The following is a 24,928-nucleotide window of genomic DNA, read 5'->3' on the forward strand; positions in this document are numbered from 1 at the left end:
ATATAGCTGCGATCACGCTTGCGAAGACATTAAAAAGCAATTATACCTATAATTCAGCCTCCCCCCACTTCAACCATAGATTCATTGAAATAATGGAGTGACAAGTGCCTCAACAAAATCGACCAGGTTTACTTTCAACCATTTTTCTTAGTATCGGTACTATGATAGGCAGTGGCTGGTTATTTGCCGCATACTACTCATCTCAAGTAGCGGGGGCTGCATCCATTTTATCTTGGATAATCGGTGCGATCATTGTCTTAATTATGGCGGTTTTATTATCTGAGATTGCCATCAAATATCCAGTAAATGGCTTATTTACTCGGCTGCTCAGCTTATCACATAATCAACATTTTGGTTTTGTCACTGGCATATCAAATTGGTTACTGGGCCTCATTCTCGTTCCTTCTGAGGCCATAGCCTCTACGCAATACGTCGCCACAGTCAACCCGATATGGACCCCTTATTTATTTAATAATGGAGAGATTACAAGCTTAGGAATGGGCCTAACAACATTATTTATGTTATTTTATTTACTGGTTAATTATTGGGGGATCCACTTTTTAGCGCGCGTCAACAATGCCATTACCTGGATCAAAATTATTGTCCCTGCCAGTGTGGCGATTATTTTCATCATTACTGCATTCGATACAAGCAACTTTACGGCTTATCAAAATAGTTTCATGCCCTATGGCTTTAATAGTGTATTAACCGCTATCGTATCCAGTGGGATCTTTTATTCTTTTTTTGGCTTTCAAGCTGCCGTGTCTTTTTGTGCCGAACTGGAAAATCCTAAAAGAAATATTCCCATCACGCTTATCAGTAGCGTCGTTATTGTATTGATCATTTACTTGTTACTGCAAGTCGCTTTTATTGGAGCATTGCCCTCAGAAATGCTAACACAGGGGTGGACACATTTAAATTTTGAATCTCCCCTCGCTCAACTCGCTGCTATTCTTGGACTGAATTTTATTGTTATTATTCTCTACACAGATTCTGTGATAAGCCCAACAGGAACAGGATTATTATATCTAGGCATAGCCTCTCGCCAACTCAATGAAATGGTTAAACATAAACAAATGCCTGCATTTTTTGGCACAAGAGATCTAAAGATACTTTTTTCAAGACGAGCATTGATTTTAAGTTTTATTTGCTCATTAGTATTAATTTTCTTCTTTCGAAATTGGCAGCTAATAGCTGGGTTAACAACGACTTTCATTATTATATCCTGCATTGCACTCCCGGTAACCTATTCAAAGTTATTAAAGTCAACGGAAGGTTTCCCCGTTAGAATATTGCCTTATTCACAATTATTCTCTTGTTTGACCTTCATTGTACTCTCTTATTTTTTATTATTGTGTGGAATTAAAAATCTCACTGTTGCCCTTTTACTGCATGTCGCCTTTTTCATCAGCTACGCTTGCAGTATACATCCCCATAATAAAATATTGTCTATCTTACAAGCTCTTGCTTCAGCATGGACTATCTTCGCCTACATGCTATTTGTTATTGTATACAGCATTGCAGATGCACTGATCCAACATGATTTAAGCTATTATATTATCTATATTATTGCTTCAATCATATTCCACATGTTATTAGTCAATCAAAAATCGATTACACATGAAAAATAAAAAGGGCCAACATTAGGCCCTTTAATGGTGACAAGCAAATTACTCTTTCAATAAGTCATGACAAATATGGGCAAGATCCGACTGTACTGCAGCAGCGGTAACCTCTCTACCCGCACCCGGTCCTCTAATGATCAACGGATTATCCTGATAAAATGCACTTTTAATCACAAACACATTATCCCCAGGGGTCAAATTTGCATAGGCATGACTCGCATCGACCCATTGAAGGCGTACTTCAGCCTTTAATGAGCCATCCACGTTATCAAGTGCCGCGACATAACGCAGAACTTGATTCTGTTCTTGAGCCGCTTCAAATTGCTGCTGCAATAACGTATCGAGCTCACTGATACGCTCAAGAAATTGCGCTAAAGGTAAAGTTGCCAGTGCCTCAGGAACCAAAGAGTGCAAAGTAATATCATCAAGCTCTAATGATAAACCAATTTCCCGAGCTAATATGAGCAACTTACGCTGCATATCTCGCCCAGATAAATCATCTCTAGGATCCGGTTCTGTCAAACCTAGCGATTTCGCTTCCAGTACAAGTTGAGAAAAAGGTGTGACACCATCAAAATGTTCAAATAACCAACATAATGTTCCCGAAAATATTCCCCCCACAGCTTGAATACGATCGCCACTGTGATGTAAATCATTCAACGCATGTTGCACAGGCAAACCCGCTCCACAACTTGCATTGTAACGCCAAAAAAGTCGGCGATTACCTAACTGTGATTTTAATTCATGATAAAAGGATAAAGGCCCCGACCCCGCTAACTTATTTGCACTCACAATATGAATACCGCGAGCAAAAAGTGCAGAATATTTATTCGTTAACGCCATACTGGCACTAATATCTAATGCAACCAACTCATCACATTCCACCGCATCTAACTCAGCTAATAACGCCTCAAAATCCCAAGCAATAGCCTTCTGCTCAAAAGTGTTTTGCCATTGATTTAGCGCAATTTTCTCATCTTGAATGAGTGCTCTTTTCGAACTCACTAAACCAATAAGCTCAACACTGGCTTCTAACTCAGTATTTAAGCGCTCTCTTGATTGATGAAATAAATCAATCCAAGCAGAGCCAATATTGCCCGTTCCAAATAATACAACACAAATGCGTTTTCGAGGACCAGCACAACGCCTATGCACCTTTTGCGTCAGTAAGTTAACTTGTGAATGCGGCACTAAAGTCACCAAACTCAATGTATCATTAAACAGTGCTTTTGCATCTCGACTCAACAAGCGAGCAAAACCACGGCGATACAATTGCACATCCGCACTCACTAATGCCACCAAGCCAAAATCAGTCCTAACGGAGACATTTTCAATCTGATAAACACCTTGTAAGCGCTCCAGCAATGCCATTGCTTGCTTCTCATTTTCATGAATAAAGGCTAACTCCAACTTATTCATATTCAATGACCAATGCGCTAAAGGCGCTAGCTCAGCTTGCCTTAATTCATTCAGTAAAGCCGATAAATCCCCTTTAATCTGCATACTGAATAAAGCCACACTGCTCAAGTTTGTGACCACTGGGGCGCTCGCTGATGAGCTTTTGGGGGCGATAAGCGTAAAGTCAGTATGAGGAGCATAACTTGAGCGAACCGCCAGACTCACTTCTGTATCAAATAAAGGTTGTAAAGTACGATTATGTAATACAGGGGATCCCAAATGCGCCAGTCTATCTGCTTCATCTAGGGATAAACTTTTTAGCAGTGTCGCATCATTAATTTTATTCGGATCGGCATTAAATACCCCTTCGACATCCGTCCAAATCGTGACTCTCTCTATATCTGCTAAACGAGCAATTAATGTCGCACTGTAATCAGAACCATTTCGACCCAGTAGTAATGTTTCTCCGGTTTCCTTTGCACAAATAAAACCAGTAATCACAATCCGCTCATTAGGGTGAGCATCGAGAAGAGCCTGCACTCTTTGACGCGACACTGACTCTTGTATTTGCGGCACCGCTCCCTCATCAGCAATTAACAAGGTACGCGCATCAACATCAATAGCAGCCACACTGGACTCTCTAAGCAATGCAGCCAGCAAGCGAGCGGACCAACGCTCCCCAAAACTCACCACTTGGTGGCTTTGATATTCACTTAACTTTGTTAATGAAAGTAAACTCATTAATTGTGCTTTATCCGTTGACAAACGTTCGCGTAAACTGCGCGCTGAACCACTGGATAATAACTGCTCAATTAAATCTTGCTGGTAATGAATAAGATCATGTAACTCTTCTTGCCAAAGCAAACCACTCGCCTTTAAAGACAATAGCTTATATAAAAAATTGGTACTTTTCCCTGCGGCAGAAACCACAACAAGATCATCACTGTGACCATGGGTTAATAAAATATGCGCAACACGGCGATAGCAATCCGCATCCGCTAAACTGGAGCCACCAAATTTATGTAAGTGACAACGTGCCATGGATAACTCCTATACAACAACTCAAATAATTCGGCGTACAATTTACAAAGAGTAAACACACCATGTCAGTGACGCAGCTCTCAATCACCAATATTGACAGTAAAAACCAATAACGCGATCAAAGTGCTTTTGCGGCAGCTAAGCCTGCTTGAAGATCAGCGACCAAATCATCGGCATCTTCAATTCCTACTGATAATCGAATTAGCGTATCTTTCACTCCAGCCTCTAAACGCGCTTCTCGCTCCATTGCTCTGTGTGTCATTGTAGCAGGCACAGCAACTAAGCTTTCAACGCCGCCTAAACTTTCAGCCAATGAAAACAAGCTTAATGCCTGTAAAAATGCCTCCAACTGCGCTTCACCACCTTTAAGCTCAAAACTCAACATGGCACCAAAACCCTTTTGTTGTTTTGCTGCAATTTCATGCCCAGGATGAGAAGCAAGGCCAGGGTAATAGACATTGGACACTGCATCACTTGTGGTCAATATAGCAAGAATACGCTGTGCATTAGCTTGATGCTCACGCACTCTTACACTTAATGTGCGGATCCCTCTGAGCGTAAAGTAGCTATCCAGTGCAGAACCCGTTAATCCTAAGGTATTTGACCACCAATGCAATTTTTCACTCAACTCAGGATTTTTTGCCACAACAGCACCGCCAACAACGTCACTGTGTCCGTTAATGTATTTAGTCGTTGAATGCACAACAATATCAGCACCTAAAAGTAATGGCTGCTGTAAAATAGGTGATAAAAAAGTATTATCGACAGCGACTAATGCACCGACTTTATGGCTAGCAGCAGCAATAGCTTCAATATCCACCACACGTAAAAGTGGATTAGAGGGAGTTTCTAGCCACACCAATTTAGGCTGCTGAGCAATCGCTTCACCAAGTGCTGCTGGGTCAGTTTGATCGACGACTAATAGCTTAAATTGCCCTTTGTTAGCCAAATTGGTAAATAAACGATAACTGCCCCCATAGCAATCATGAGGAACCACTAATAAATCTTCAGGACCCAGCAAGCTTACCACTAGAGTAATCGCAGCCATACCTGTACATGTCACAATGCCACTTTCCCCCTTTTCAAGGCTTGCAATGGCATCACCTAGAACGGTTCGAGTCGGGTTTCCCGAGCGGCTATAATCAAATTCTCTCGGATTTTTATGACCATCGAAAGAATAATTCGTTGATAGGTAAATAGGGGGGACAACTGCCCCATGCTGCTTGTCAGATTCAATGCCCTGACGCACTGCTAATGTGGCTAGCTTTTGCTCTGTCATGTACGACTCCTGATCAACAAATAACTTTAAAGATGTCTAGACGTCTAAATGTACCTAAGCAAATCGCTAACGTCAACCAAGTTTCGGCCATTTAGACGTCTAAACATGTAGAAATCCAACCTCAATTGCGCTAAATTAAAAGCAAAGTTTGACTGTGCTTAGTAAAGGGTTAAAATCTGCCCCGAATTATGAAATTTTAGGTGAGTTAATGACTGAATGGAATGGCGACTATATTAGCCCTTATGCCGAACATGGCAAAAAGAATGAACAGGTAAAAAAAATTACCGTTTCAATCCCATTAAAGGTGTTGAAAATATTAACGGATGAACGAACACGTCGTCAGGTCAATAATCTTCGTCATGCAACAAACAGCGAATTATTATGTGAAGCATTTTTACATGCTTATACTGGTCAACCGCTGCCAAATGATGACGATTTATCCAAAGACAAACCAGATAGTATGCCGGCAGAAGTTAAACGCCTAATGAATGAAATGGGCATAGAATGGGAAGAAATGGAATAACCTCAGATGGAAAGAGGTAAGGTTCATAAAAGCCTTACCTTTTCTCTATCCGCACTATTTAATTGAACTAGACCATAAATAAACGTCTCTTTTTACTCTTACTGTATGATTTGTAGGAAGTGAATATGCCCGAAGTACACACTTTATTTTTTGCGTTATTGATTGTTTATTGCGGGGCTTTAACACAAGGCTTGATTGGTTTTGGACTCGCAATCGTTGCCAGCCCTTTATTATACCTGATTGATCCCACAATGGTCCCCGTTCCAGTGATATTCATGGGGTTCACCATTGCCTGTTTAACACTGTTAAAGTCAAAGCAGCATTTAGAATTTAAAGGGTTAACATTTGCCTTACTCGGCCGTATTCCTGGTGGAATATTAGGCACATTTTTATTGTTAATGGCGCCAAAACCCATTTTAGGCTTAATCATTGGAAGCATTGTCGCTCTAGCCGTTGGCCTTAATAAACTCAAATTTCATTGTCCGATTAACCGCTTCAGTTTATTTATTGCTGGAGTGCTGTCAGGTATTTTCGGTAATGTCGCCGCCATTGGGGGGCCGCCAATGGCCTTATTATTTGCTAATAAAGAAGCCAATCAATTTCGAGCAGCCTTATCCGCATTTTTTATTTTTAGTTCATTAATTTCAATAGTGATATTGGGCATTGCTGGCTTAATCACATTCCATCATCTTATCACCGCATTATTATTACTGCCTGCAGTACTATTAGGCCATTTAACGGCAAAAAAATTAGCAAAGCACACCAATAAAAATACGATTCGAACCGCCACACATATTCTCTGCACAGTCAGCGCATTGATTATCATCATCGAGTCATTGATAGAATTAAATCGATAAAACAGAGATAACAATCACTCAAAAGTCAGTACTTAAAAATCATATGAGGTTCTTAGCAAGCCTTCGATATGATTAGATTGACGATAAATACCCGAAAAATCGACAGAAAACTTATCTCCAAATTTAAACTCAGAGCCCATAGAATAAAGGCTTTCCTGATTATTTTTCATATTATAATAATAACTTAGATTAACATCTAACCAAGAAAACATATTTAAATCCCCCCCAACACGCCAAAATTGTGCTGGATGAGCATCATCCCATTCTGCCTGTCGATATAAATCAATGTCGGTAGAAAAATGCATAGTATTCCAATCATACGCCACACCAGCAGTTAACATGGTAAGACTTGCTTTATCCAGTTCATGAGTAAAGTTTGTCTCTAAAAATTGAGCGCGAGAAAATAAATGACTACCAGAAACAGCGAATTGCAAGTTATCAGCTAGTTTCATCGAAAGCTGCATATCAAGATTAACGGCCGACTGATAAGATAAATCCTCAACATCAGCATGTATAACACTGGGAAGCACACCAATATTGATAGGCATATTGACAATGGATAAAGGAATATTAATCAATAAACCCCTTTCTTTGACCTGAGTCGCAGCCATCACATTCACAGGTGTATTCATTATCCTATCAAACTGTGGCACTGATTGAGAGAAGGTATAATCGTACACAAAAGTGCTAAATTCAATATCCGATAGTGTGGGAATTGTTACAGTAGTATTGACTTGTAAACTTTCTTTTTCCTTCCCAAACAATACTATGGGTTGATACGAGGGAAAGTTTTTTGCATTCAAAGCAATAAGCGGTGCAAGCATTAACCCCTTCTCATTATTTTCTATCAACAAGTCATTTGTAGACTGATTAAAAGTAGATCCCGCAAAAACAATATGACTCAATGAAAAATAAGAAAAGACGCTAATTAACAACCTAAATAGGCTATATTTCATCATTTTTTCTTCCCTGGAACATGATAGCGAAAAGTAACGCTTCCCCTTCTACAACACCTTTATCGAAAACGTTAAACATGCTTTCTTATTTTATGACAAAAAAGGCCACTATGAGAAAAAATCCTTTAAGTTAATGGCAGAAGAAAATGATTTTATCTTGAAATCGTACCGTGACTTCAGGATAACTCCCTTAATAAGGTCGCTAATACTGGCTCAACACTTTGATGACTGGGGTAACACAAACCGATACGGCGAAACATTCTTGGCCCATCAAACATGACTTGCGTTAATCTAGGTTCATCTTCTATCAAACCATCAGGCAAGAAACTGATCCCAAAGCCTGCAAGTACTAAAGACATCACTAAAGACTTAGACTCAGCCTTAGCCACTAAATTAAGTGACATATTATTACAAGCCAGTAAGCCTATGGTTTGCTGATGAGCCTCACAGGGCGGACACTCAATAAAGTCATAGCCATGTAATTGAGTCGCATTAATGCTTTCTTGTTTCGCTAACTCATGCTCAGTCGGCACACACAGTACGTAATCTTCCTCCCAAAGCGGGAAAAAAATCTCATCGTCTTCACGCAGTGCATCTAAGGTTAATCGACAATCCGCAGGACTTTTGTAATCCACTAATTCAAGATCGAGTCGAGTTAACTTCGCCGCTATCGTTTTCAAAAATGCCGATAAACGCCCTTGACTTAAGTCTGGCATTACCGCAATTTTCAATGTTTGCCGCGTCGCTTTCTCTTGAAATAGCTTAGGTAATAATTTTGCCTCTTCCACCAGCTTCAACGCTAATGGATACAGGTAAGAAGCACTGTCTAACGCTTGTACTCCTTTTTTACTTCGAGAAAATAATGGCCCACCTAGCTCTTCTTCTAACTGTTTTAATCCTGCCGAAAGAGACGGTTGACTCACATGGCAGGCCTGCGCTGCTGCGGTAATGTTTTTTTCCTCAAAAATCGCAATAAAAAAACGTAACAAACGTAAATCTATCATAAATAATATTCCAAACTTTGTTATAGGCTGAGCCTATCATATCCAGTAAAAATTAGTATTTTTCAATCTGAGACTAAGCGCCTATACTCAATCTCATTCAATAGCATTATGCTTAAAATATTATTTAAACCATAATAATCAACAAATTAAAAATTAATCATTATTAAGAGGTACAAATGATGACACACACACTTAATCAAGAAAAAGCCCTTATTGTGATCACTGGTGCATCATCAGGTATTGGGGCATCAATGGCGAAAGCATTTCATGCTAAAGGCCACCCTTTATTGTTACTGGCACGTAGAGTAGAACCTATGCAAGCATTAGACCTTGACCGTTGCTTATGCATCAGTGTTGATGTTACTGATGCTCAATCCATCAAAGAGGCTATTGCTACAGCAGAAGCACAATATGGAAAAGTGGGCGCGTTAATCAACAATGCCGGTACCATGCTACTTGGCCAAGCTGATGTGCAAGATCCTAGTGAATGGAGCCAAATGCTGAATATCAATGTCATGGGTGTGCTCAATGGGATCCATGCCGTACTTGCCGATATGAAAGCCCGTAATACCGGTACGATTATCAATATCAGTTCTATTGCAGGCTTTAAGACGTTCACCAATCATGCCGCCTATTGCGCCACCAAATTTGCCGTTCATGGGTTAACAGAAAATATTCGCGAAGAAGTTGCTATGGATGATGTCCGTGTCATCACGATTTCTCCCGGTGCCGTTGAAACCAATTTATTATCGCATACCACTAATGATGAAATTAAAGCAGGTTATAACGATTGGAAAGAAGATATGGGTGGCGTCATTGCCCCAGAGACCATTGCTGAAGCCGCGTTATTCGCCTATGAACAACCCCAAAGTGTCTGCGTGAGAGAAATCGTTGTTGCAGCCACTCGTCAACAACCTTAATTGACATTGGCCAGTTTCAATAGCCTTAGTACCTCGCCTCAATAACGCTATTGAGGCTTATCTTTCTCTTTTATCACTTTCAAAATGAAAACAAGTACCTTTCAGTGTAAAATCATAAAGGCCTAAATATCATGAAAAGCCAACAGGCCAACACAAAACCTGAATATACCCATCAGGTTTTGTGACAATGACTATCTTCTCGGTTGTATCAATAACGGTTCTAATGTCATTTTGGCATTTTGACTGGCTCCATGATGTTCACTATAACTTTCCCCTTCAAAAATGGTATAAAAAACATCAATAAAGTCATCTTCATTTGTCATCAATGTATCTGGCATTGCTTGTATAACCGCATTGGTTAATCGCGTAATAAGCGCAACAGTTTGCGCGCCGACTTCTGGAATAAATTGTAATACTTGTGCCGTTACCTCTAATAACACTGTTGCTAACGCTTTATAGTTAACGTTATCATCGCTCTCCATCAATAAAATATCGACGGCCTGCCAACGATAATTATCCCAATGCACAATAATTTGATTTGGTGTGTACTCTTTTTGCGCTTTATCCAAATAAGGTAATTCAACTACCTCTATTTTTGGCATTAACTCATCACTTAAAGCATTCACACCAGTAATAATCGCATACACTTCCGCAGGTCCGGAGATCCATGATTCTTTTATTTCTTGCACTTCAATGTTTTTAATCACCGTCATAGATAAAGGCTCAATCAACTCTGAGCGAGGTTGATTAACAAGTGGTTTGACTAAGCCCTGTTCAAATTGATCATCAAATTGATCAAAAACAGCATTCATTGCTTTAAGTCCTGCTTTCATTGTTTTTTCTTTATTCAATTCAATAATAAAAACAGGTTGAGTCGGCATACTATAAGCATCTAAATATGTCATTTCACCATCAATAGCAAAAGCTTCTATATTTCCATCGTCATTACTTGTAGCAAAAGTAAATAGAGGTAGCTGCCCCCCATGCAACTGAGCCAACATACTGTCATCAGCCAAACGTAATAGGATAATACTCTCTGGGCTCTGCTTAAGTTGCTGTTCAATGCCTTTGAGTCGATTGATATTAACGCTAGAATGACCAATGACCCTAACGGTCGATAACGATAATCCAATCAGTTCATTAACAGGTATACTCAAACGATACTCATTAAAGGACTCTCTAATACTTGCCTCTATATTGGTGTAGTCTCTAGCCAAAGCCTGTGCGATGGCCTTTTTATTTTCTTTTACAGAATTTAACAAAGAGAGTGAGCTTAAATCGTTAGCCAGACTGTTGGTATTTTGCTCTTTCGCACCCACATGAAAAGTGAATAGACTTAGGCTAAAAACAGCAGAAAATATCGCAATTGAGAAACACTTCATATCAACTTCCTTTTATTTAACTAATAAATAAACAACAAAACAAACAAATTGATAACTAAGCATCACTTTTAACAATAAGAAAATCTTTATGCAATTCGACCTTTGTCTCAGCAAGATATCGCCTGCAGACATTAAAAATAAGAAGAAGTTCACTATTTTGACAAAGATGTGCAAAAAAACTGCGACAGCTTGTCGCAGTTAAGGAATAAAGCTTTGCCAAGCAGATTTTGGACTGAGAATATAACCTTCACTTTTACAATGATCCAAAAAATGCCATTACCATGCTGCGTCTATCATCTTTATCCATTTCTATCATCACAATTTTCATTTTCCCTTCGGCCGTTTTTGCTGACGAAGGCGATATGGAAATCATCGAAGTCAAAGGCCGCCCTCAAGAAAATTTTAGCGTTGCCGACCCATCCACATCGATTCCTCAAATTGATGCCAGTGATTTACTCAAAAAATTACCGGGCGCCGCAGTCAATGGTAATGGCCCGTTGAGCGGAATTGCACAATATCGAGGACTATATGGTGATAGAGTTAACACTCAAATTAACGGCGTATCTTTAGCGGGTGCAGGCCCTAACGCAATGGACACACCATTAAGTTACGCCAGTTTGATATTAACCGAGGGCGTCAGTATGACTCGAGGGATTGCGCCTGTCTCCTCAGGAATTGATACACTAGGCGGGAGCATTGAAGTGATAGAATCAAAAGCTAGCTTTGATGAAACCAGTGGCGAAGTCTCTGGACAATATCAAACCAATGGAGACAGAGGCAATCTAGGTGGAAAAGTAAACCTAGGCAGTAAAGAACAAGCGGTATTACTTTACGCCGAAAAGTTAGAAGGTAATACAGACGTCACTACAGGTGACGGAGACACTATTGCACCGACAACTTATGAAAAAACCATGGCAGGTGGCGAGTATCGCCTTAATTTAAGTGATAATGACATCAATGAAGAGTCCATTGCTTTTGGGTATCAGTTTTTAGAAACCAATAATGCTGGCACCCCAGCTCTCCCTATGGATATTGATTTTATTCGTACACACAGATTTAAAGTGGAGGGAGAGCATAATATCAATAGCTGGGATCTCAACTGGCACATGGCCTATAGCGATGCAAATCACGGTATGGATAATTATAGCCAGCGAGATAAACCCGATACCTCAAGTGCTCGATACAATAGTGCCACTAGTGATAGCTTTGACAGTGAAATATCCATCGCTAAAGATGCTTGGTTATTTGGTTTAGATGCTCGAATGAGTCAACATAATTCTCTTATAACCGATCCCACTAATGCCAGTTTTTATATCGATAACTTTAACGACATTCAAGACGATGTTTACAGTGTTTTCGCTCAATGGCAACAAGATATCGGTCTATGGAATTGGCAATTTGGTAGTAGGGTTAAAAATTACCGAACCAATTCAGGGACCATTAACACCTCAATGGCCAACACCATGACCGCCGTCCAAGCGCTTGTTGATGATTTCAACAATAGCGATCGTTCGCAAGTGCAAACAGGGCTCGATTTAACCATCAATGGTCAATATCAATTTAATGATGATTGGACCGGTATTATTGGTCTTGCCCGTAAGCAAGACAGTGCCAGCTATCAAGAAAGGTATTTATGGTTGCCGATGCAGTCAACAGGTGGACTGGCTGATGGACGGACTTACGTCGGTCAAGTTGATCTTGATTTAGAAACCGCTTATCAACTCGAACTGGGCTTTGATTTTGAACACAGTCAGTGGAAAGTTAGCCCTAGAGCATTTGTTAATCGCATTGATAACTATATTCAAGGTACCCCAGCAACCGATGCCAATGTTATCGCTGTTGCTGCCATGATGGGGGATGATAACCCAATGCAATTTAGTAATGTAGATGCCTTACTTTACGGCATGGATTTAACCGCAAGTTACCAATTATCGACACGCTGGAATATTGATTTACTTGGAAGCTATGTGAGAGGCGAGCGCAGAGATATTGATGATAATCTCTATCGTATCGCTCCACTTAAAGTCAATTTGGGACTCAATTTTCAGCAAGGAAACTGGATAGCACGGATAGAAGGTGTTGCCAATGCCGCCCAAAATAAAGTCTCTGAAACCCAACTAGAAGAAACCACTTCTGGCTATGCCATCATGAATATTTCTGCAGGTTATGATGTAGAGAGTTGGACAGTCAGAGCAGGTATTAATAATCTTTTTGATACTGAATATGAAGATCATTTAGCGGGCTATAATCGTGTTTATAACACAGATATTGGAGTCGGTTCACGCATGCCTGGCATGGGATTGACGACTTGGGTCACTGGCGCTTACCGTTTTTAATCGACACGTCCACTCACAATCAATAGGGTTCATCTTAATCTTAGGGAAGTTCAATCACTGTTCATTTCCCTCCCAGAGCTTCCTCCAAGCTCTGGGACTTTTCTTTTTTCTATCACTAAATTGCATTTTATTACTTCATATTAATCTATATATCAGTACTCAAAATCAAACAGTAGCGACTAAAATTGACTCGTAGCCTTTCAGGATATTAAAGCGCTACTCAATTGACTGCAGCAATCATTAACGCTGCTAATAAGACAGAATATCAGTCTAATGAACTAATAAGGATGTTAACAATGAAATTTTTATCTAGCGTGGCCACAACGGCTTTATTGTGTGTATCAAGCACTTCCTTTGCAGAAGAGCTTGATATCGGTATTGAAAGTATCTGTGAAGACAGAGCCTGTACCTTTAAAGTCCCCATTGTCGAAGGCAGAGCTGTATCTTGGTATATCACCTCACAAACGGCTGGAAATCCAGGCATAAAGATTATCAGTCCTGATGGTGAATTAATGGCTAAAACAACCGTTTACTCTAAAGACTTGAATAACAAGAGTAGCGGTGATTTTATAGCCCCAACAACCGAACGTTATACTGTGATTTTCTCGGACATGGTCGAAGTGGTTTCAGATACCGCCACCATCACCAGTGATTGGGGAGATACTGTGAGCCAAACATTCCAGTTTGCAGGAGAAGATTGGACCGATAATGACTACAACGACATTTTTGCAGCCATTACTTGGTTTACTAAAAAAGGATAATCAAGATGTAAAGCTATTCAAAGGAGCCTTTCTTGGCTCCTTTTTATTTCCTATTTAACACCTCATTATGCACCACTCAAAAATAAAACATTGAATTAACCAAAATTAACAAATAATTAAACAACAGATAAAGTCAGGCTGATATTATTATCAGCCATTATGGAGACAAAGAAATCAATTTCTTTATCATGTACAAGGAAAAAACATAGGGTATGTTAAATAAAAAAATACTGGCAACACTGATCACTTCAACATTATCTATCACTGGCTGTGGGTTAGATGACTACAGCAGAGGTAATGATGACAATGAAAGCAGCAAAGAAGTACAAGTATCCTTACGCATATTAGAGACCAGTGATTTACACAGTAACATCATGGATTTCAATTATTATCTCGGCGCCGATGATCCCACAATAGGATTAGCCAGAACCGCCAGCCTTATTGAACAAGCTCGAAATGAAAATGAAAACCATGTCCTTGTCGATAATGGTGATCTCTTGCAGGGGAGTCCAATGGGAGATTATATCGCAAATAAAGGACTCAATGATGGAGACATTCATCCTGCGTATAAGGCAATGAATACGCTCGACTATGATGTCGGTAATATCGGAAATCATGAATTTAATTATGGGTTAGATTTCCTAAAAAATGCGATAAAGGGTGCCGATTTCCCTTACATTAATGCCAATGTTTATTGTGATTCCTATGCTTGCTGGGACAATGTTCAAAAAGGCGATAATTTATTTACTCCTTACCTCATCAAAGAAACACCTGTTTTAGATAATAAAGGGAATAAACAAACCATAAACATCGGCTATATTGGTTTTGTTCCACCGCAAATCATGCAGTGGGATGCTCAAAACCTACAGGGTAAAGTGCGAGTGGATGATATTGTTAAAACAGCAGAAAAATTCATACCTCTAATGAAAAAAGAAGGCGCAGACATCATCATCGCCATTCCACACTCCGGTATTGGCTCTGTGTATAACACTCAAGAGAATAACATCGAAAATGCCACATTTGCACTGACTTATGTTGAGGGCATTGATGCCATTGCATTTGGTCACAGCCATGCAATATTTCCTGATAAGCAATATGAAGGCTTGTACGAGACCGATATTGTTAAAGGCACATTAAATGGCATTCCTGCAGTGATGCCAGGACGCTGGGGAGACAATTTAGGTATTATTGATCTTTCATTGAAACGAGTGGATGATAAGTGGATTGTTGAAAATTCCCAATCTGAATCACGACCTATTTACCAAGATGATAAGCCATTGGTTGAAGCAGACCTTGATATTCGCCAGGCAGTAGAAATCGATCATTTAGGCACGCTCGACTTTGTTGAGCAGCCGATAGGTAAAGCCTCAGATAACCTCTATAGCTTTCTCTCCCTTGTACAAGATGATCCTAGCGTTCAAATAGTGTCTGATTCACAACGCGCTAAAGTGCAAGAACAAATCATCAATATAAGTACATTAAGTCACCTTCCAGTATTGTCTGCCGCCGCCCCTTTTAAAGCCGGTGGGCGCCACAGTACAAGCAGTGATAGTGAACAATATGTACAAGTTAATCAAGGATATTTAACCTATAAAAATGCAGCCGACCTTTATCTTTACCCCAACACCTTAGTCGCATTGAAAGTCAGTGGTGCTGATGTAAAAGAATGGCTGGAATGTAGCGCAAACCTATTTAACCAAATTAATTCAAATGATGAAGCCCCTCAGTCACTGATCAATTGGGGGGAGCACCCCACCTATAATTTTGATGTGATTGACGGCATCACCTATCAAATAGATGTCACCCAACCCAGTAAATACAACAGCGATTGCCAGCTGGTGTCAGGGCAAAGTCATGCCGAACGTATTATCGACTTAACTTATACTGATGCAAGTGGTTATGCCTATACAGGTGATGAACTTACAGCCATGGAGTTCATTATTGCCACCAATAATTACCGGGCTTTTGGCGAAAAATTTGCAGGTACTGGGAGTGCAAATATTGTGCTTGAACTTCCGGATGAAAATCGAGATGTGCTTGCGCGTTATATTACGCAACAAACCGCCACTCATGGAGAAGTCACCTCTACAGCCGATAATAACTGGCGTTTTAAAACCATTGAAACAGACACCCTACTGGATATTCGTTTTGAAACTCAAGACAGTACTAAAGCGGATGATTTTATCAACAAATATCAATTGCGAAACTTAAATAAAGTCAGCACAGATGAGCTAGGATTTGCGGTTTATCAAATAGACTTAACCACAGAGTAATCCAGAAATAAAATGAGTAAGAAAACACTTTTCTTACTCATTCAAACCTCAATGCTCAGTTGTTAAGATGGTTCTACCACAGACTTTGCCGTTAGCCTTACAGAATAAAAACGCACCAGTAGTTGCATAGCCATAACAGAGCCTATCACAATAATAATGCCTAAAATGGCTATGAAATCTAAATCATCACTGCTGAAAATATCAGGCCACCAAGCCCATTTCACCACCGCCCATGTCGCTATAAAACTAAAAATAGGGGTCAATGCAAGCATAGGTCCAACTTGTGAAGCAGGCCAATACCGCATCGCTTGCGCAAAACAGCCATAAGCTATCACCGTATTAAAAGCACAAAAAAGCGCAACATACCAATCTGTTAATAACATCTGGCTAAATGACTGAGTCGAAATAAACGGCAACATAATCACAGTCCCAAATCCATAAACAAACAACAATGTATTATTAGGGGACAATTTTTTGCTCATTAATTTCTGCATTAAGGCAAAACATGACCAAGATAAGGCAGAAAACTGTACAATAGATATGCCAAACCAAATCAGAGAATTACTACCTTTTGAGAAATCAAGGTGTTGGTAAAAGAACATAACCATTCCTACTGCCAATGTCGCAAAACAGGCTAATTGAACTAGCTTTAACCTCTCCTTAAATAATATGACTCCACCTAAGGCTAAAAAAAACGGTGCGGTCTGAAAATTAAGTTGCGCTTCTCCTGGCGATAAATATTCTAGCGAATAAACAATTGAGACATAATTACCAATAGAAAAAATAGCCGTCATCGATAGGATTAGCCAATCTTTCTTATTTAACTGATTAAATTCATTTAATTTTCCAGCATATAATTGAACAAATAAACTGAACACTAAAGCCACAAAAAATCGGAACCAAGTGAGGGAGACAGGATCAATAAAACTCGCAGAGAGCTTTAAGGCAATAGGCAAGATCCCCCAAAACAATACCGCAATGGAAGCAAAAAAAAGCCCCAACCTAAAATAACGTAAATTCACCCTTCCTACTCCTAGAGAGTCAAAACACAATGATAAGTTATTGAATACTTATTGATAACTAAAAACACATGCCAACATTTAAAAGTGCGACATAAAATACAAAAAGAGAACAATTTAACAAACAAGAATCAACACTTTTGCTCCGCTGAAACAACCGTATTTTGATAAGCAAACTTGATCACTAATAAACTTGAGAGGCCAATCAAAATTGCTCCTAAATACAAAGGAAAAACAGCTGAAATTGTTAAGGCGAGGCTTCCAAAAATTGCAATCACTGCATTAGCAATACAAAAAGTCACCGTTAGTAACCCCATTAAGGCACCATTGCCAATATGCTGATTAACATCCGATGTATAGACAGGTAATAAACCATTATAAATAGCGACCGTTATCCCCGTTAGCGCAAAGATAACCAACATGCCAGTGCCAGAGAATAATGGCAATATCCCCATCAAGAAGGCACTAAAGATCAATGCGGTTATAATTGTGGGTAACAACCCAAAAAACCTTTTTAATTTAGTCACTAATAACACACTTGCTAACATCATGCAAAGTGTCATTATTGCCGTCGTTTCCCCTATCATACTGGAACCATATCCCCTCTCTAACAGCAACCACACAGGGTAAAACTCATAAAATGCATTCAATCCTAAACAAAAAATAAATTGAAATATGAAAATACTCAAAATAATAGGCTGCTTTAATAACACCAATGAGTTATTAGACTTTAATAAGGATAAAACAGAATGATGCTCTTGGACCTGATGAGTTTCCGTAATGACTATCTTGACAAAAAAGAGACAACATAATACGGCTATGCCCGCAACCTGAAAAGCCACTTCAACACCATATTGGGCTAAATATCCCCCCGCTAAAGGGCCCACTAACCAGCCTAGAAATGAAGCCGCAGCAATCAGCGACATCGCACGGGTTTTATCAATTTTATCCCCTAAATCTAATGCGATGGCCCTAGCAATCGATAAATTTCCTTCACATAAACCCGTAGCAAATCGAGCAAAAATAAAGAGTAAGTAGTCCTCAGAAGTAATCGCATAAGCCGTTAAAAAATAACCAAATACACTAAAAACCAGTGTATAAACTAACAGTTTTTTCCGACCATAATGGTCAGATAAAGCACCGATAAAAGAACCACCAATGAAGATCCCTAATGGATAAATCGCTAACGAAAAACCTAATAATAACTCCGAAGAGATCCCCATAAACTGGTTAAGTTTATTTATGTTATCTCCCATAAATAAGGGGGCCAAAATAGGATAAGGCAGTGCTATCCCTGCAGTACTCAATACCGTGACTAATAATACTGAAGCAAACACCAAATACGCTTTCATCACTCTACACCCATGACATTATTTCACTATAGAGTAATCGCCAAAAACCATTAAGTAAATCTTTTTATTTACTTAACTTAAAAGGGGGGACACATCGCTGTAAAGGCGCTAAAAAGCAACAAACATAGGTTTTTTCTTTTGCCATAAAACAGGAAATATCAGCACTACAGTAACAGCGTAAGTCCCCCATATAAAAATACGTTCATACAAAGGATCTTGATAAAACAACCAGTTGTAAAGGAAAGCATAGCAAAGCGGCAGCAAAGTGAACATATTTAAGCCTGCACTGATACTGGCATTTAAATGGTGACCACTTAATTCTTCATATAAACGAAAAGTCAGTAAAGCGTACGCCGATAAAAAACCTAACAGAAAGTAATTAATGCCACTTAATACAAAGCTATCAAGCAGGTATTCATTAAAAAATAAATTACTCGAATAAATAAATAAAGAAAGAAGTGCGGCAAAAAAAAATGTTTTTTTCGTTGAAAAAAACTTTTCACTTACTCCTAAGGTTAAGCAACTCAACATGTAACCCGCTATTGCTATATCATTAAGCGATATGCTATCGACAAAGCTTACATGATATAAAACCTGTACATAAGTAGGAGCGTAAAGCTGAACATAAAGCGCAAAGTGTGTGTTAAAAATTCCCGTAATCAACAACACATACCAAAACCATCGATTCGATAAAGCAAACTTTAATTGTATCATCGCGTGCTGTTGACTTCTCTTACTGTGCCCTTTAATGATTAAATAAGCGGGATGACATCGGTGAAGCTTGAACATAAAATAAAGTAAACAGAGCAAGATTAAAAAAATCGCAAACATAATCGTTTGCTGCCGCCAACCCAGCAATTCAGACATGCTAATGGTAAGAAAAGGTGAAGCAGCTAACGAAAAAGAGAACACCAGCTCAGCAAAGCCGACTAGCATAGTCAGGTATTTACCATGAAAATACAGTTTAGCCACCATAATCGCCAATAAAAAAGTAAAGCTTGAAGCAACCCCCATCAAAACTCGAGACGCTAAAAAAGTCCATAAACTGGAAGAAACAGAAAAAAGCACGAGACTTGCCGATAACAGTACAGCAGAAATAAACACACTCCAGTGCACGCCCATACGATCAATGAGTAATCCCGCAGGAATAAGCGATATGCTATATGCAGCTAAATAAACAACCGAAAGCATTACAGCGTCGGTGACAGCCACAGGAAATGTGTGTTTATAGACCTCACTTAATGAATTAGAATAAGGGATCAGTCCAGAATAAACACCCACTAAACATAGACTAACAGAAAAAATAAGTAAGGCATCCAAAACAGAACGATGCGGTACCGCCAAAGCAGTATTTAGCATGAAAAGACCTGTATTTATTTGCACTCATAATAGTATAGAAAATAAAAAGTGGAAATTATACCCGTGATACTTGAAGATGCCTGTTTTCAGAGCCTGTAAAAGGGCCTAATTCAAGGCGTATTATTGCAAGAATGCTTATTGCCTTTTAAGCTGATACAACGCAGAAGTAGGCACTTTTACAGACTCCCAAAGGGCTGGCCTCTTTATATGTAAAAGCAAGGCCTTTTATACTGCGTTGACTTTCCATCAGCTTAGAATGACTAGGCACGCTGTTCAAGCTGACCATCATGGATGATGGAAATGTCATTTATGCAGGAGCAATTAATGACCTTGTCTAAAAGGCTTTTAATTCCAGCTGAATCCTGCACCTTCAAGTATCACGGGTATACAGTTCATTTTGAACTATTCTTTATTCACTGCTCGTCATAAAGTCATTAACAATGAGAAAGATCGACATAGCACTCAATACAAAAGCCGCACTCGGTGAATGCCCTAGATGGGATGAAAAAACACAAGTGCTCTATTGGACCGATATTAACCGATGCCAATTACATCGGTTCGATCCCGTTGCTAACCAAGATGAATACCTCACCTTTAAGGAAGAAATAGGATGTTTTAGTTTACGCCCCTACGGCGGCTTTATATTAGGCATGAGAAGTGGATTTTATTTAACCAGTGGCTGGCACACACAAATTGAAAAAATATGCGATCCTGAAGTTCACCTAAAACAAAACCGCTTAAACGATGGCCGATGTGATGCAGCCGGACGTTTTTTTTGTGGCTCTTATTATGCGCCAAAAGATGAAAGTGCAGCCAACTTATGGCAACTGAATACAGAGCTTGAAGCCAACTTAGTTTACGATAATTTACTGACGGTAAATGGCATAGGTTTTAGCCCAGATAACACTACCTTCTATTATTCGAATAGTCCAAAACACACGATTTACCAATGTGATTATAATATCAAAACAGGTGCAGTTTCTAATCGAAGAGTGTTTCATGAATTTCCAATAGGACAAGGTCGGCCCGATGGCTGCGCTATCGATATTAACGGTAATTATTGGAGCGCATTATTTGAAGGTGGGCGCATTGTCAAACTCAATCCCAAAGGCAAAATATTAGAAGAGATCCCCACTCCAATCCACTGCCCTTCCATGGTCGCATTCGGTGGCCCAGATTTACAAACCTTGTTTATTACCAGCGCAGGCGAAAGGCCCGACACTGAACTCGCCATATACCCACATTCTGGCTGCTTGTTTACCATGCAAGTTGATACACCAGGCATGATTGAACACAGATTTTTTATGTAGCCTGATTTTTCTTCAGAGAACACCTCACTTCATGTAATTCACTTTCTTGATAAAGCAAAAAAACATTAACTTAAACTAACACGCCTCATTACAAACAAAAAAATTCAAACACCTGTATAATATAGATAAAAAAATAAAAACAAAAATAAATAATAAAATCGACAGATAATTACATTTTATGAAGATTAAATTTAGTTAACCAAATAGAGTGATAGAAATCCACTACTAAAGTTTAATTTCAAGAGACCTGAAATGCTAAATGCTAAAAACATCCTTCATGAATGGGTTAACCGTTTTAATAAACAATATGATACTAAACTGAAATTTGATGAAAATACACTCATCTACCCTTTTAGTGATAATGAATTAACGATGATTCAAGTATTAGATGACAGTGAAGAGTTTTTCGTTGCAACCCCAATCTGTCCGATCCCAGACGACAAGAATGATCAATACCAATTATATGAAAACATACTAAAACTCAATAAAGAACAGTCAATAATGCTAAATGGCAACCTTTCTATTGATGATGATAAACAACTAGTATTACTTTGCCACTTTTACAATATCACACAACTCACACCTAATGATATTGAAGGCTTACTCGGTAAAGCTCGTTATGCATTAGCACAAATTCGTAAAAAATTGGGACTCAGTAATCAACTTCAAAAACTTGATACTGAATTTCCTCTTCAAGCCCCTCTCAAAGAAGCGTCAATGCCGATCAATTTAGCCTCTTTTCTAAAAATTGTTTGATAAAAACGATTAAATAAATTAAGTTCACTATTATTATAGGAATATCAATGACTAACTTTGCATCAAATCTCCCACTTCCACAAAGTCCATTGACATCTCATCCCCTACAATCAAATCCGACAACAGATATCATTACGTCAGATTTATCCACTGAAGATCTGGCATGGTTTGATAAAATAGGTAAAGAAGAGACGACGAATAACAATGAAGATATGACGCTTTCTCGTTATCTTAAAGAGAAAACTTACGCTTGTTTCACCACTAAAGAAGGCTTAAAAGATACAGCTAAATATACTTATTCAATGATACCGTTACCAGTCATTAAACCGCTACTCAGAGCCATTAGCACTGGTATAACACTGCTTGCTAACACAGTGGCAAATTGTTTCAGAGCCACTCCAAAAGAACTGGTTAATATCACCATGGATAGGTGCTTAAAACCAGAAATTGGTGATAAACAACTGGCCACAGATAACTTACGTTACGCAGCTGCAATGCAATATGTTGGCCATGGAGAACCTTACCTACTGTCCAATCAACAAGCTTTATCCGATGGCACTGAACATTTGATTACAAATCATAAATCCTTCGGGCTCCCAGAGCAACAAGTTCAAAAATTACAAGAAAGTACACATCAGCTACAGTTAAAGCAAGAACAACAATGGAACTTCATTCCAGTAACAATAGACAATCAGCAAGGAGCACCTAAAGAACTGCAAGCCATTATAAAGGCCCTCCCTCTTGAGATAACTAAATTGCTCGATACTCATGGTCAATTTATTGATGAAAATACTGGCAACATTTTTGCGTTACTCTATGATACAAAAAATAAAGAACTTATTGTCTCTCATGGTGGTACGGGTATAGGTAATAATCAATATTTAAATCAAGACCATGTCATTGAGCAGCTAGAAAAACAAAATGCATTGCTCGCTCCTATTGATAAAAAATTAGAGTTGATCGATGACAAAATCACAGAGCTAGAAACAAACATCACTCACTTAAAAAACGCCCTCAATCGAAATTACCCATTAGAAAGTAAGATAACTAATCTAAAGCTGGCGATAAAAGAATTGCATGATTCGCTAAAAGATAAAGATAATACTACCTCCAAAGAACAAATTGAAAAGGAGATATCAGATCACTCAACAAAGCTTGATATCGCAAAAAACGAATTAAAAGCATTTAAAAAAATATTACCAACTCCAGAAGAAGTAAAACAACAAGAAAAAAATAAGCAACTTTTAGACAGCATGAAGAAAGACTCGCTTCCTTTCTATGAGCAAAGAAAAGTACTCGAGAGCATACAAAATTCATTGAATGAGAAAATATCTTTCTTAGAAAATAAATTTAATATCGAACAAACAGCCAGTAATACAGCAAACTGGTTTGGCGGTGTTCCCCCTAGCATCAAGCAAGCCGTCGCTTTGGGTAATATTTTAAAGAATATCGTTAATCATTATAATAAATCTTCAGAACAACCTATCAAGCTTAGTCACGTTGGTCACTCCAGAGGTGGCTTAATGGCCCAAGCCGCAGCATTAAAAACGGAAACAAAAGCGGTATGTTCAAACTCTGAGCAAATGGGCAAAGGCGTACAAAAGTATGTCGGCATGCATTACAATTATCTAAAATCCAAAGAAACTGAAATTATTCAGCTAAACCATAAACACGATACATTATCTACCCAATATGGGCTCAGATTATTAGGACAAGCCACCAAGCAATTGCTTGGGTGGGATGTCCCCTTGAATGCAGGTAAAACCTATCGTCTCGCAGGTCTTGCAGCTCCAGGTTTTGATGAAGGCAGAAACTTAATATGGAACTTAAAAGGCCATTGTAATCCCTTTCTACAAATGCTTTATGCAACAGACAACCATTATTCAGACAAAAACCCTACACCACCAAAAAAAGAGTCAAAAGAGCCGATGAATAAATTTGGGCTGAGTAATTTAAATCGTAATCAGAGTAATGATGATATCTATGGTGATTATGGAAACTGGAAACCAGGTGATACCAAAAAACTTGTTGAGAAAATGAAACGAGAACAATTAGCCAAACGAAACCATTTTGACAATTCAACAATATCGCTCAAGCAGCCACGTATTAACTTCGAACCAAGTGAAAACTCATCAACCAGCAATAGCACCATCAGCCTTGGCACCACAACTCATGAAGAAAGTATACTAAAACAATCTAATCGTTATCGTGAACATCAATTATTCATGCAACTAAACCAAGCTATAGAAAAAAACTCAGCTCATCCATTAATACCTGTAGAGCAAAGTCGATTCCGTTCTTTAGTGAGCCTTGAGAAGTTTGAAACATTAAGCAATCGACAACAAGTACTCATGGTGGAATTACTTGCAAAAATATTAACAAGTGAAACTAAAAACAATGACATTTATAAAGATAAAAGTTTTGTAAGATGGGTTGATTATCAAGTTAAAATAATAGACGAAATAGGAACCAATAAACAAGGACAAAGAAAAGAAGTATCCTCTGAACGTTCATTTTTCAGTAGCAGCAAGAGTCATTCCGATCAACTTCCTAAAAGTGAAGGCTACTCCGCTAAACAAGCCTTTTTAAATGGGTACCATCTCCCCCCACTCGTTGAAAAAAAAAGCATTAATTAATACTTAACACGTTGAGCCTGACAGGCTCAACGTCCACCTCACTATCCATTCCTCTATGCCCCTCACCCGCTTGATATTCAAAAGTGCTGTTCAGTGAGTTTTCTTTTTAGTTTTGCTAAAATCGATTCGATGTTAATCAAC

At 38.8% G+C, this 24,928-nt stretch carries 18 protein-coding genes; 10 read left to right on the forward strand and 8 right to left on the reverse strand.

Translation table 11 applies throughout. From position 1 onward, the window contains the following. Window positions 1-104: 104 nt before the first annotated feature. Window positions 105-1,631: an APC family permease gene (locus tag Q0779_RS12870; protein ID WP_298773114.1), complete on the forward strand. Its 1,527-nt coding sequence runs from the start codon at window positions 105-107 to the stop codon at window positions 1,629-1,631. 39 nt (window positions 1,632-1,670) lie between these two features. Here the strand turns inward: Q0779_RS12870 and Q0779_RS12875 are convergent, their stop codons facing one another. Together Q0779_RS12875 and metB are read right to left on the reverse strand one after the other, a co-directional pair. After that, the gene (locus tag Q0779_RS12875; protein WP_298773116.1) at window positions 1,671-4,064 is read right to left on the reverse strand and encodes a bifunctional aspartate kinase/homoserine dehydrogenase II; all 2,394 of its coding nucleotides are present in this window, start codon (window positions 4,062-4,064) and stop codon (window positions 1,671-1,673) included. 118 nt (window positions 4,065-4,182) lie between these two features. Beyond that, window positions 4,183-5,343 (reverse strand): cystathionine gamma-synthase, encoded by a 1,161-nt coding sequence (metB, locus tag Q0779_RS12880; RefSeq protein WP_298773117.1) that lies wholly within the window; start codon window positions 5,341-5,343, stop codon window positions 4,183-4,185. A 208-nt stretch (window positions 5,344-5,551) separates the two neighbouring features. Between metB and metJ the strand changes: the two genes are divergently transcribed. Both metJ and Q0779_RS12890 read left to right on the forward strand, forming a co-directional pair. Further along, window positions 5,552-5,866: a met regulon transcriptional regulator MetJ gene (gene metJ, locus Q0779_RS12885; RefSeq protein ID WP_298773119.1), complete on the forward strand. Its 315-nt coding sequence runs from the start codon at window positions 5,552-5,554 to the stop codon at window positions 5,864-5,866. 125 nt (window positions 5,867-5,991) lie between these two features. Next, entirely contained in the window at window positions 5,992-6,723 is a 732-nt protein-coding gene (locus Q0779_RS12890) for a sulfite exporter TauE/SafE family protein (RefSeq protein ID WP_298773121.1), read from the forward strand. Between the two features lie 32 nt (window positions 6,724-6,755). Here the strand turns inward: Q0779_RS12890 and Q0779_RS12895 are convergent, their stop codons facing one another. Beyond that, window positions 6,756-7,682 carry a hypothetical protein gene (locus tag Q0779_RS12895; protein ID WP_298773122.1) on the reverse strand — a complete coding sequence of 309 codons (927 nt, stop codon included), beginning with the start codon at window positions 7,680-7,682 and terminating at the stop codon, window positions 6,756-6,758. A gap of 173 nt (window positions 7,683-7,855) precedes the next feature. Beyond that, on the reverse strand, window positions 7,856-8,683 hold the full coding sequence (locus tag Q0779_RS12900; RefSeq protein ID WP_298773124.1) for a LysR family transcriptional regulator: 828 nt from the start codon (window positions 8,681-8,683) through the stop codon (window positions 7,856-7,858). Window positions 8,684-8,859: 176 nt separating this feature from the next. Between Q0779_RS12900 and Q0779_RS12905 the strand changes: the two genes are divergently transcribed. Next, entirely contained in the window at window positions 8,860-9,603 is a 744-nt protein-coding gene (locus tag Q0779_RS12905; RefSeq protein ID WP_298773125.1) for an SDR family oxidoreductase, read from the forward strand. A gap of 191 nt (window positions 9,604-9,794) precedes the next feature. Here the strand turns inward: Q0779_RS12905 and Q0779_RS12910 are convergent, their stop codons facing one another. Continuing rightward, window positions 9,795-10,985: a DUF3103 family protein gene (locus tag Q0779_RS12910; protein ID WP_298773127.1), complete on the reverse strand. Its 1,191-nt coding sequence runs from the start codon at window positions 10,983-10,985 to the stop codon at window positions 9,795-9,797. Between the two features lie 281 nt (window positions 10,986-11,266). Here Q0779_RS12910 and Q0779_RS12915 point away from each other — a divergent pair, with 281 nt between their 5' ends. From Q0779_RS12915 to Q0779_RS12925, 3 genes are all read left to right on the forward strand, one after another. Next, on the forward strand, window positions 11,267-13,321 hold the full coding sequence (locus Q0779_RS12915) for a TonB-dependent receptor (RefSeq protein ID WP_298773129.1): 2,055 nt from the start codon (window positions 11,267-11,269) through the stop codon (window positions 13,319-13,321). A gap of 296 nt (window positions 13,322-13,617) precedes the next feature. Then, window positions 13,618-14,082 (forward strand): hypothetical protein, encoded by a 465-nt coding sequence (locus Q0779_RS12920; RefSeq protein WP_298773130.1) that lies wholly within the window; start codon window positions 13,618-13,620, stop codon window positions 14,080-14,082. A gap of 212 nt (window positions 14,083-14,294) precedes the next feature. After that, a complete protein-coding gene (locus Q0779_RS12925) occupies window positions 14,295-16,355 on the forward strand; it encodes a bifunctional 2',3'-cyclic-nucleotide 2'-phosphodiesterase/3'-nucleotidase (protein ID WP_298773131.1) in 2,061 nt (686 codons plus the stop codon). 62 nt (window positions 16,356-16,417) lie between these two features. Here the strand turns inward: Q0779_RS12925 and Q0779_RS12930 are convergent, their stop codons facing one another. The 3 genes from Q0779_RS12930 to Q0779_RS12940 form a co-directional block, all read right to left on the reverse strand. Continuing rightward, on the reverse strand, window positions 16,418-17,377 hold the full coding sequence (locus tag Q0779_RS12930; RefSeq protein WP_298773133.1) for a DMT family transporter: 960 nt from the start codon (window positions 17,375-17,377) through the stop codon (window positions 16,418-16,420). 128 nt (window positions 17,378-17,505) lie between these two features. After that, window positions 17,506-18,726: an MFS transporter gene (locus Q0779_RS12935; protein ID WP_298773135.1), complete on the reverse strand. Its 1,221-nt coding sequence runs from the start codon at window positions 18,724-18,726 to the stop codon at window positions 17,506-17,508. Between the two features lie 108 nt (window positions 18,727-18,834). Then, on the reverse strand, window positions 18,835-20,085 hold the full coding sequence (locus tag Q0779_RS12940; RefSeq protein WP_298773136.1) for an MFS transporter: 1,251 nt from the start codon (window positions 20,083-20,085) through the stop codon (window positions 18,835-18,837). Between the two features lie 440 nt (window positions 20,086-20,525). Here Q0779_RS12940 and Q0779_RS12945 point away from each other — a divergent pair, with 440 nt between their 5' ends. The 3 genes from Q0779_RS12945 to Q0779_RS12955 all read left to right on the forward strand — a co-directional run bounded on the left by Q0779_RS12945 (window position 20,526) and on the right by Q0779_RS12955 (window position 24,787). Continuing rightward, a complete protein-coding gene (locus Q0779_RS12945) occupies window positions 20,526-21,395 on the forward strand; it encodes an SMP-30/gluconolactonase/LRE family protein (protein WP_298773138.1) in 870 nt (289 codons plus the stop codon). Between the two features lie 252 nt (window positions 21,396-21,647). Then, window positions 21,648-22,151 (forward strand): CesT family type III secretion system chaperone, encoded by a 504-nt coding sequence (locus tag Q0779_RS12950; protein ID WP_298773139.1) that lies wholly within the window; start codon window positions 21,648-21,650, stop codon window positions 22,149-22,151. A 212-nt stretch (window positions 22,152-22,363) separates the two neighbouring features. Next, window positions 22,364-24,787, forward strand: a complete 2,424-nt coding sequence (locus tag Q0779_RS12955; protein WP_298773141.1) for a hypothetical protein — start codon at window positions 22,364-22,366, stop codon at window positions 24,785-24,787. Window positions 24,788-24,928 lie beyond the last annotated feature (141 nt).

This window comes from uncultured Shewanella sp., from assembly GCF_947491715.1.
GTDB lineage: Bacteria > Pseudomonadota > Gammaproteobacteria > Enterobacterales > Shewanellaceae > Shewanella.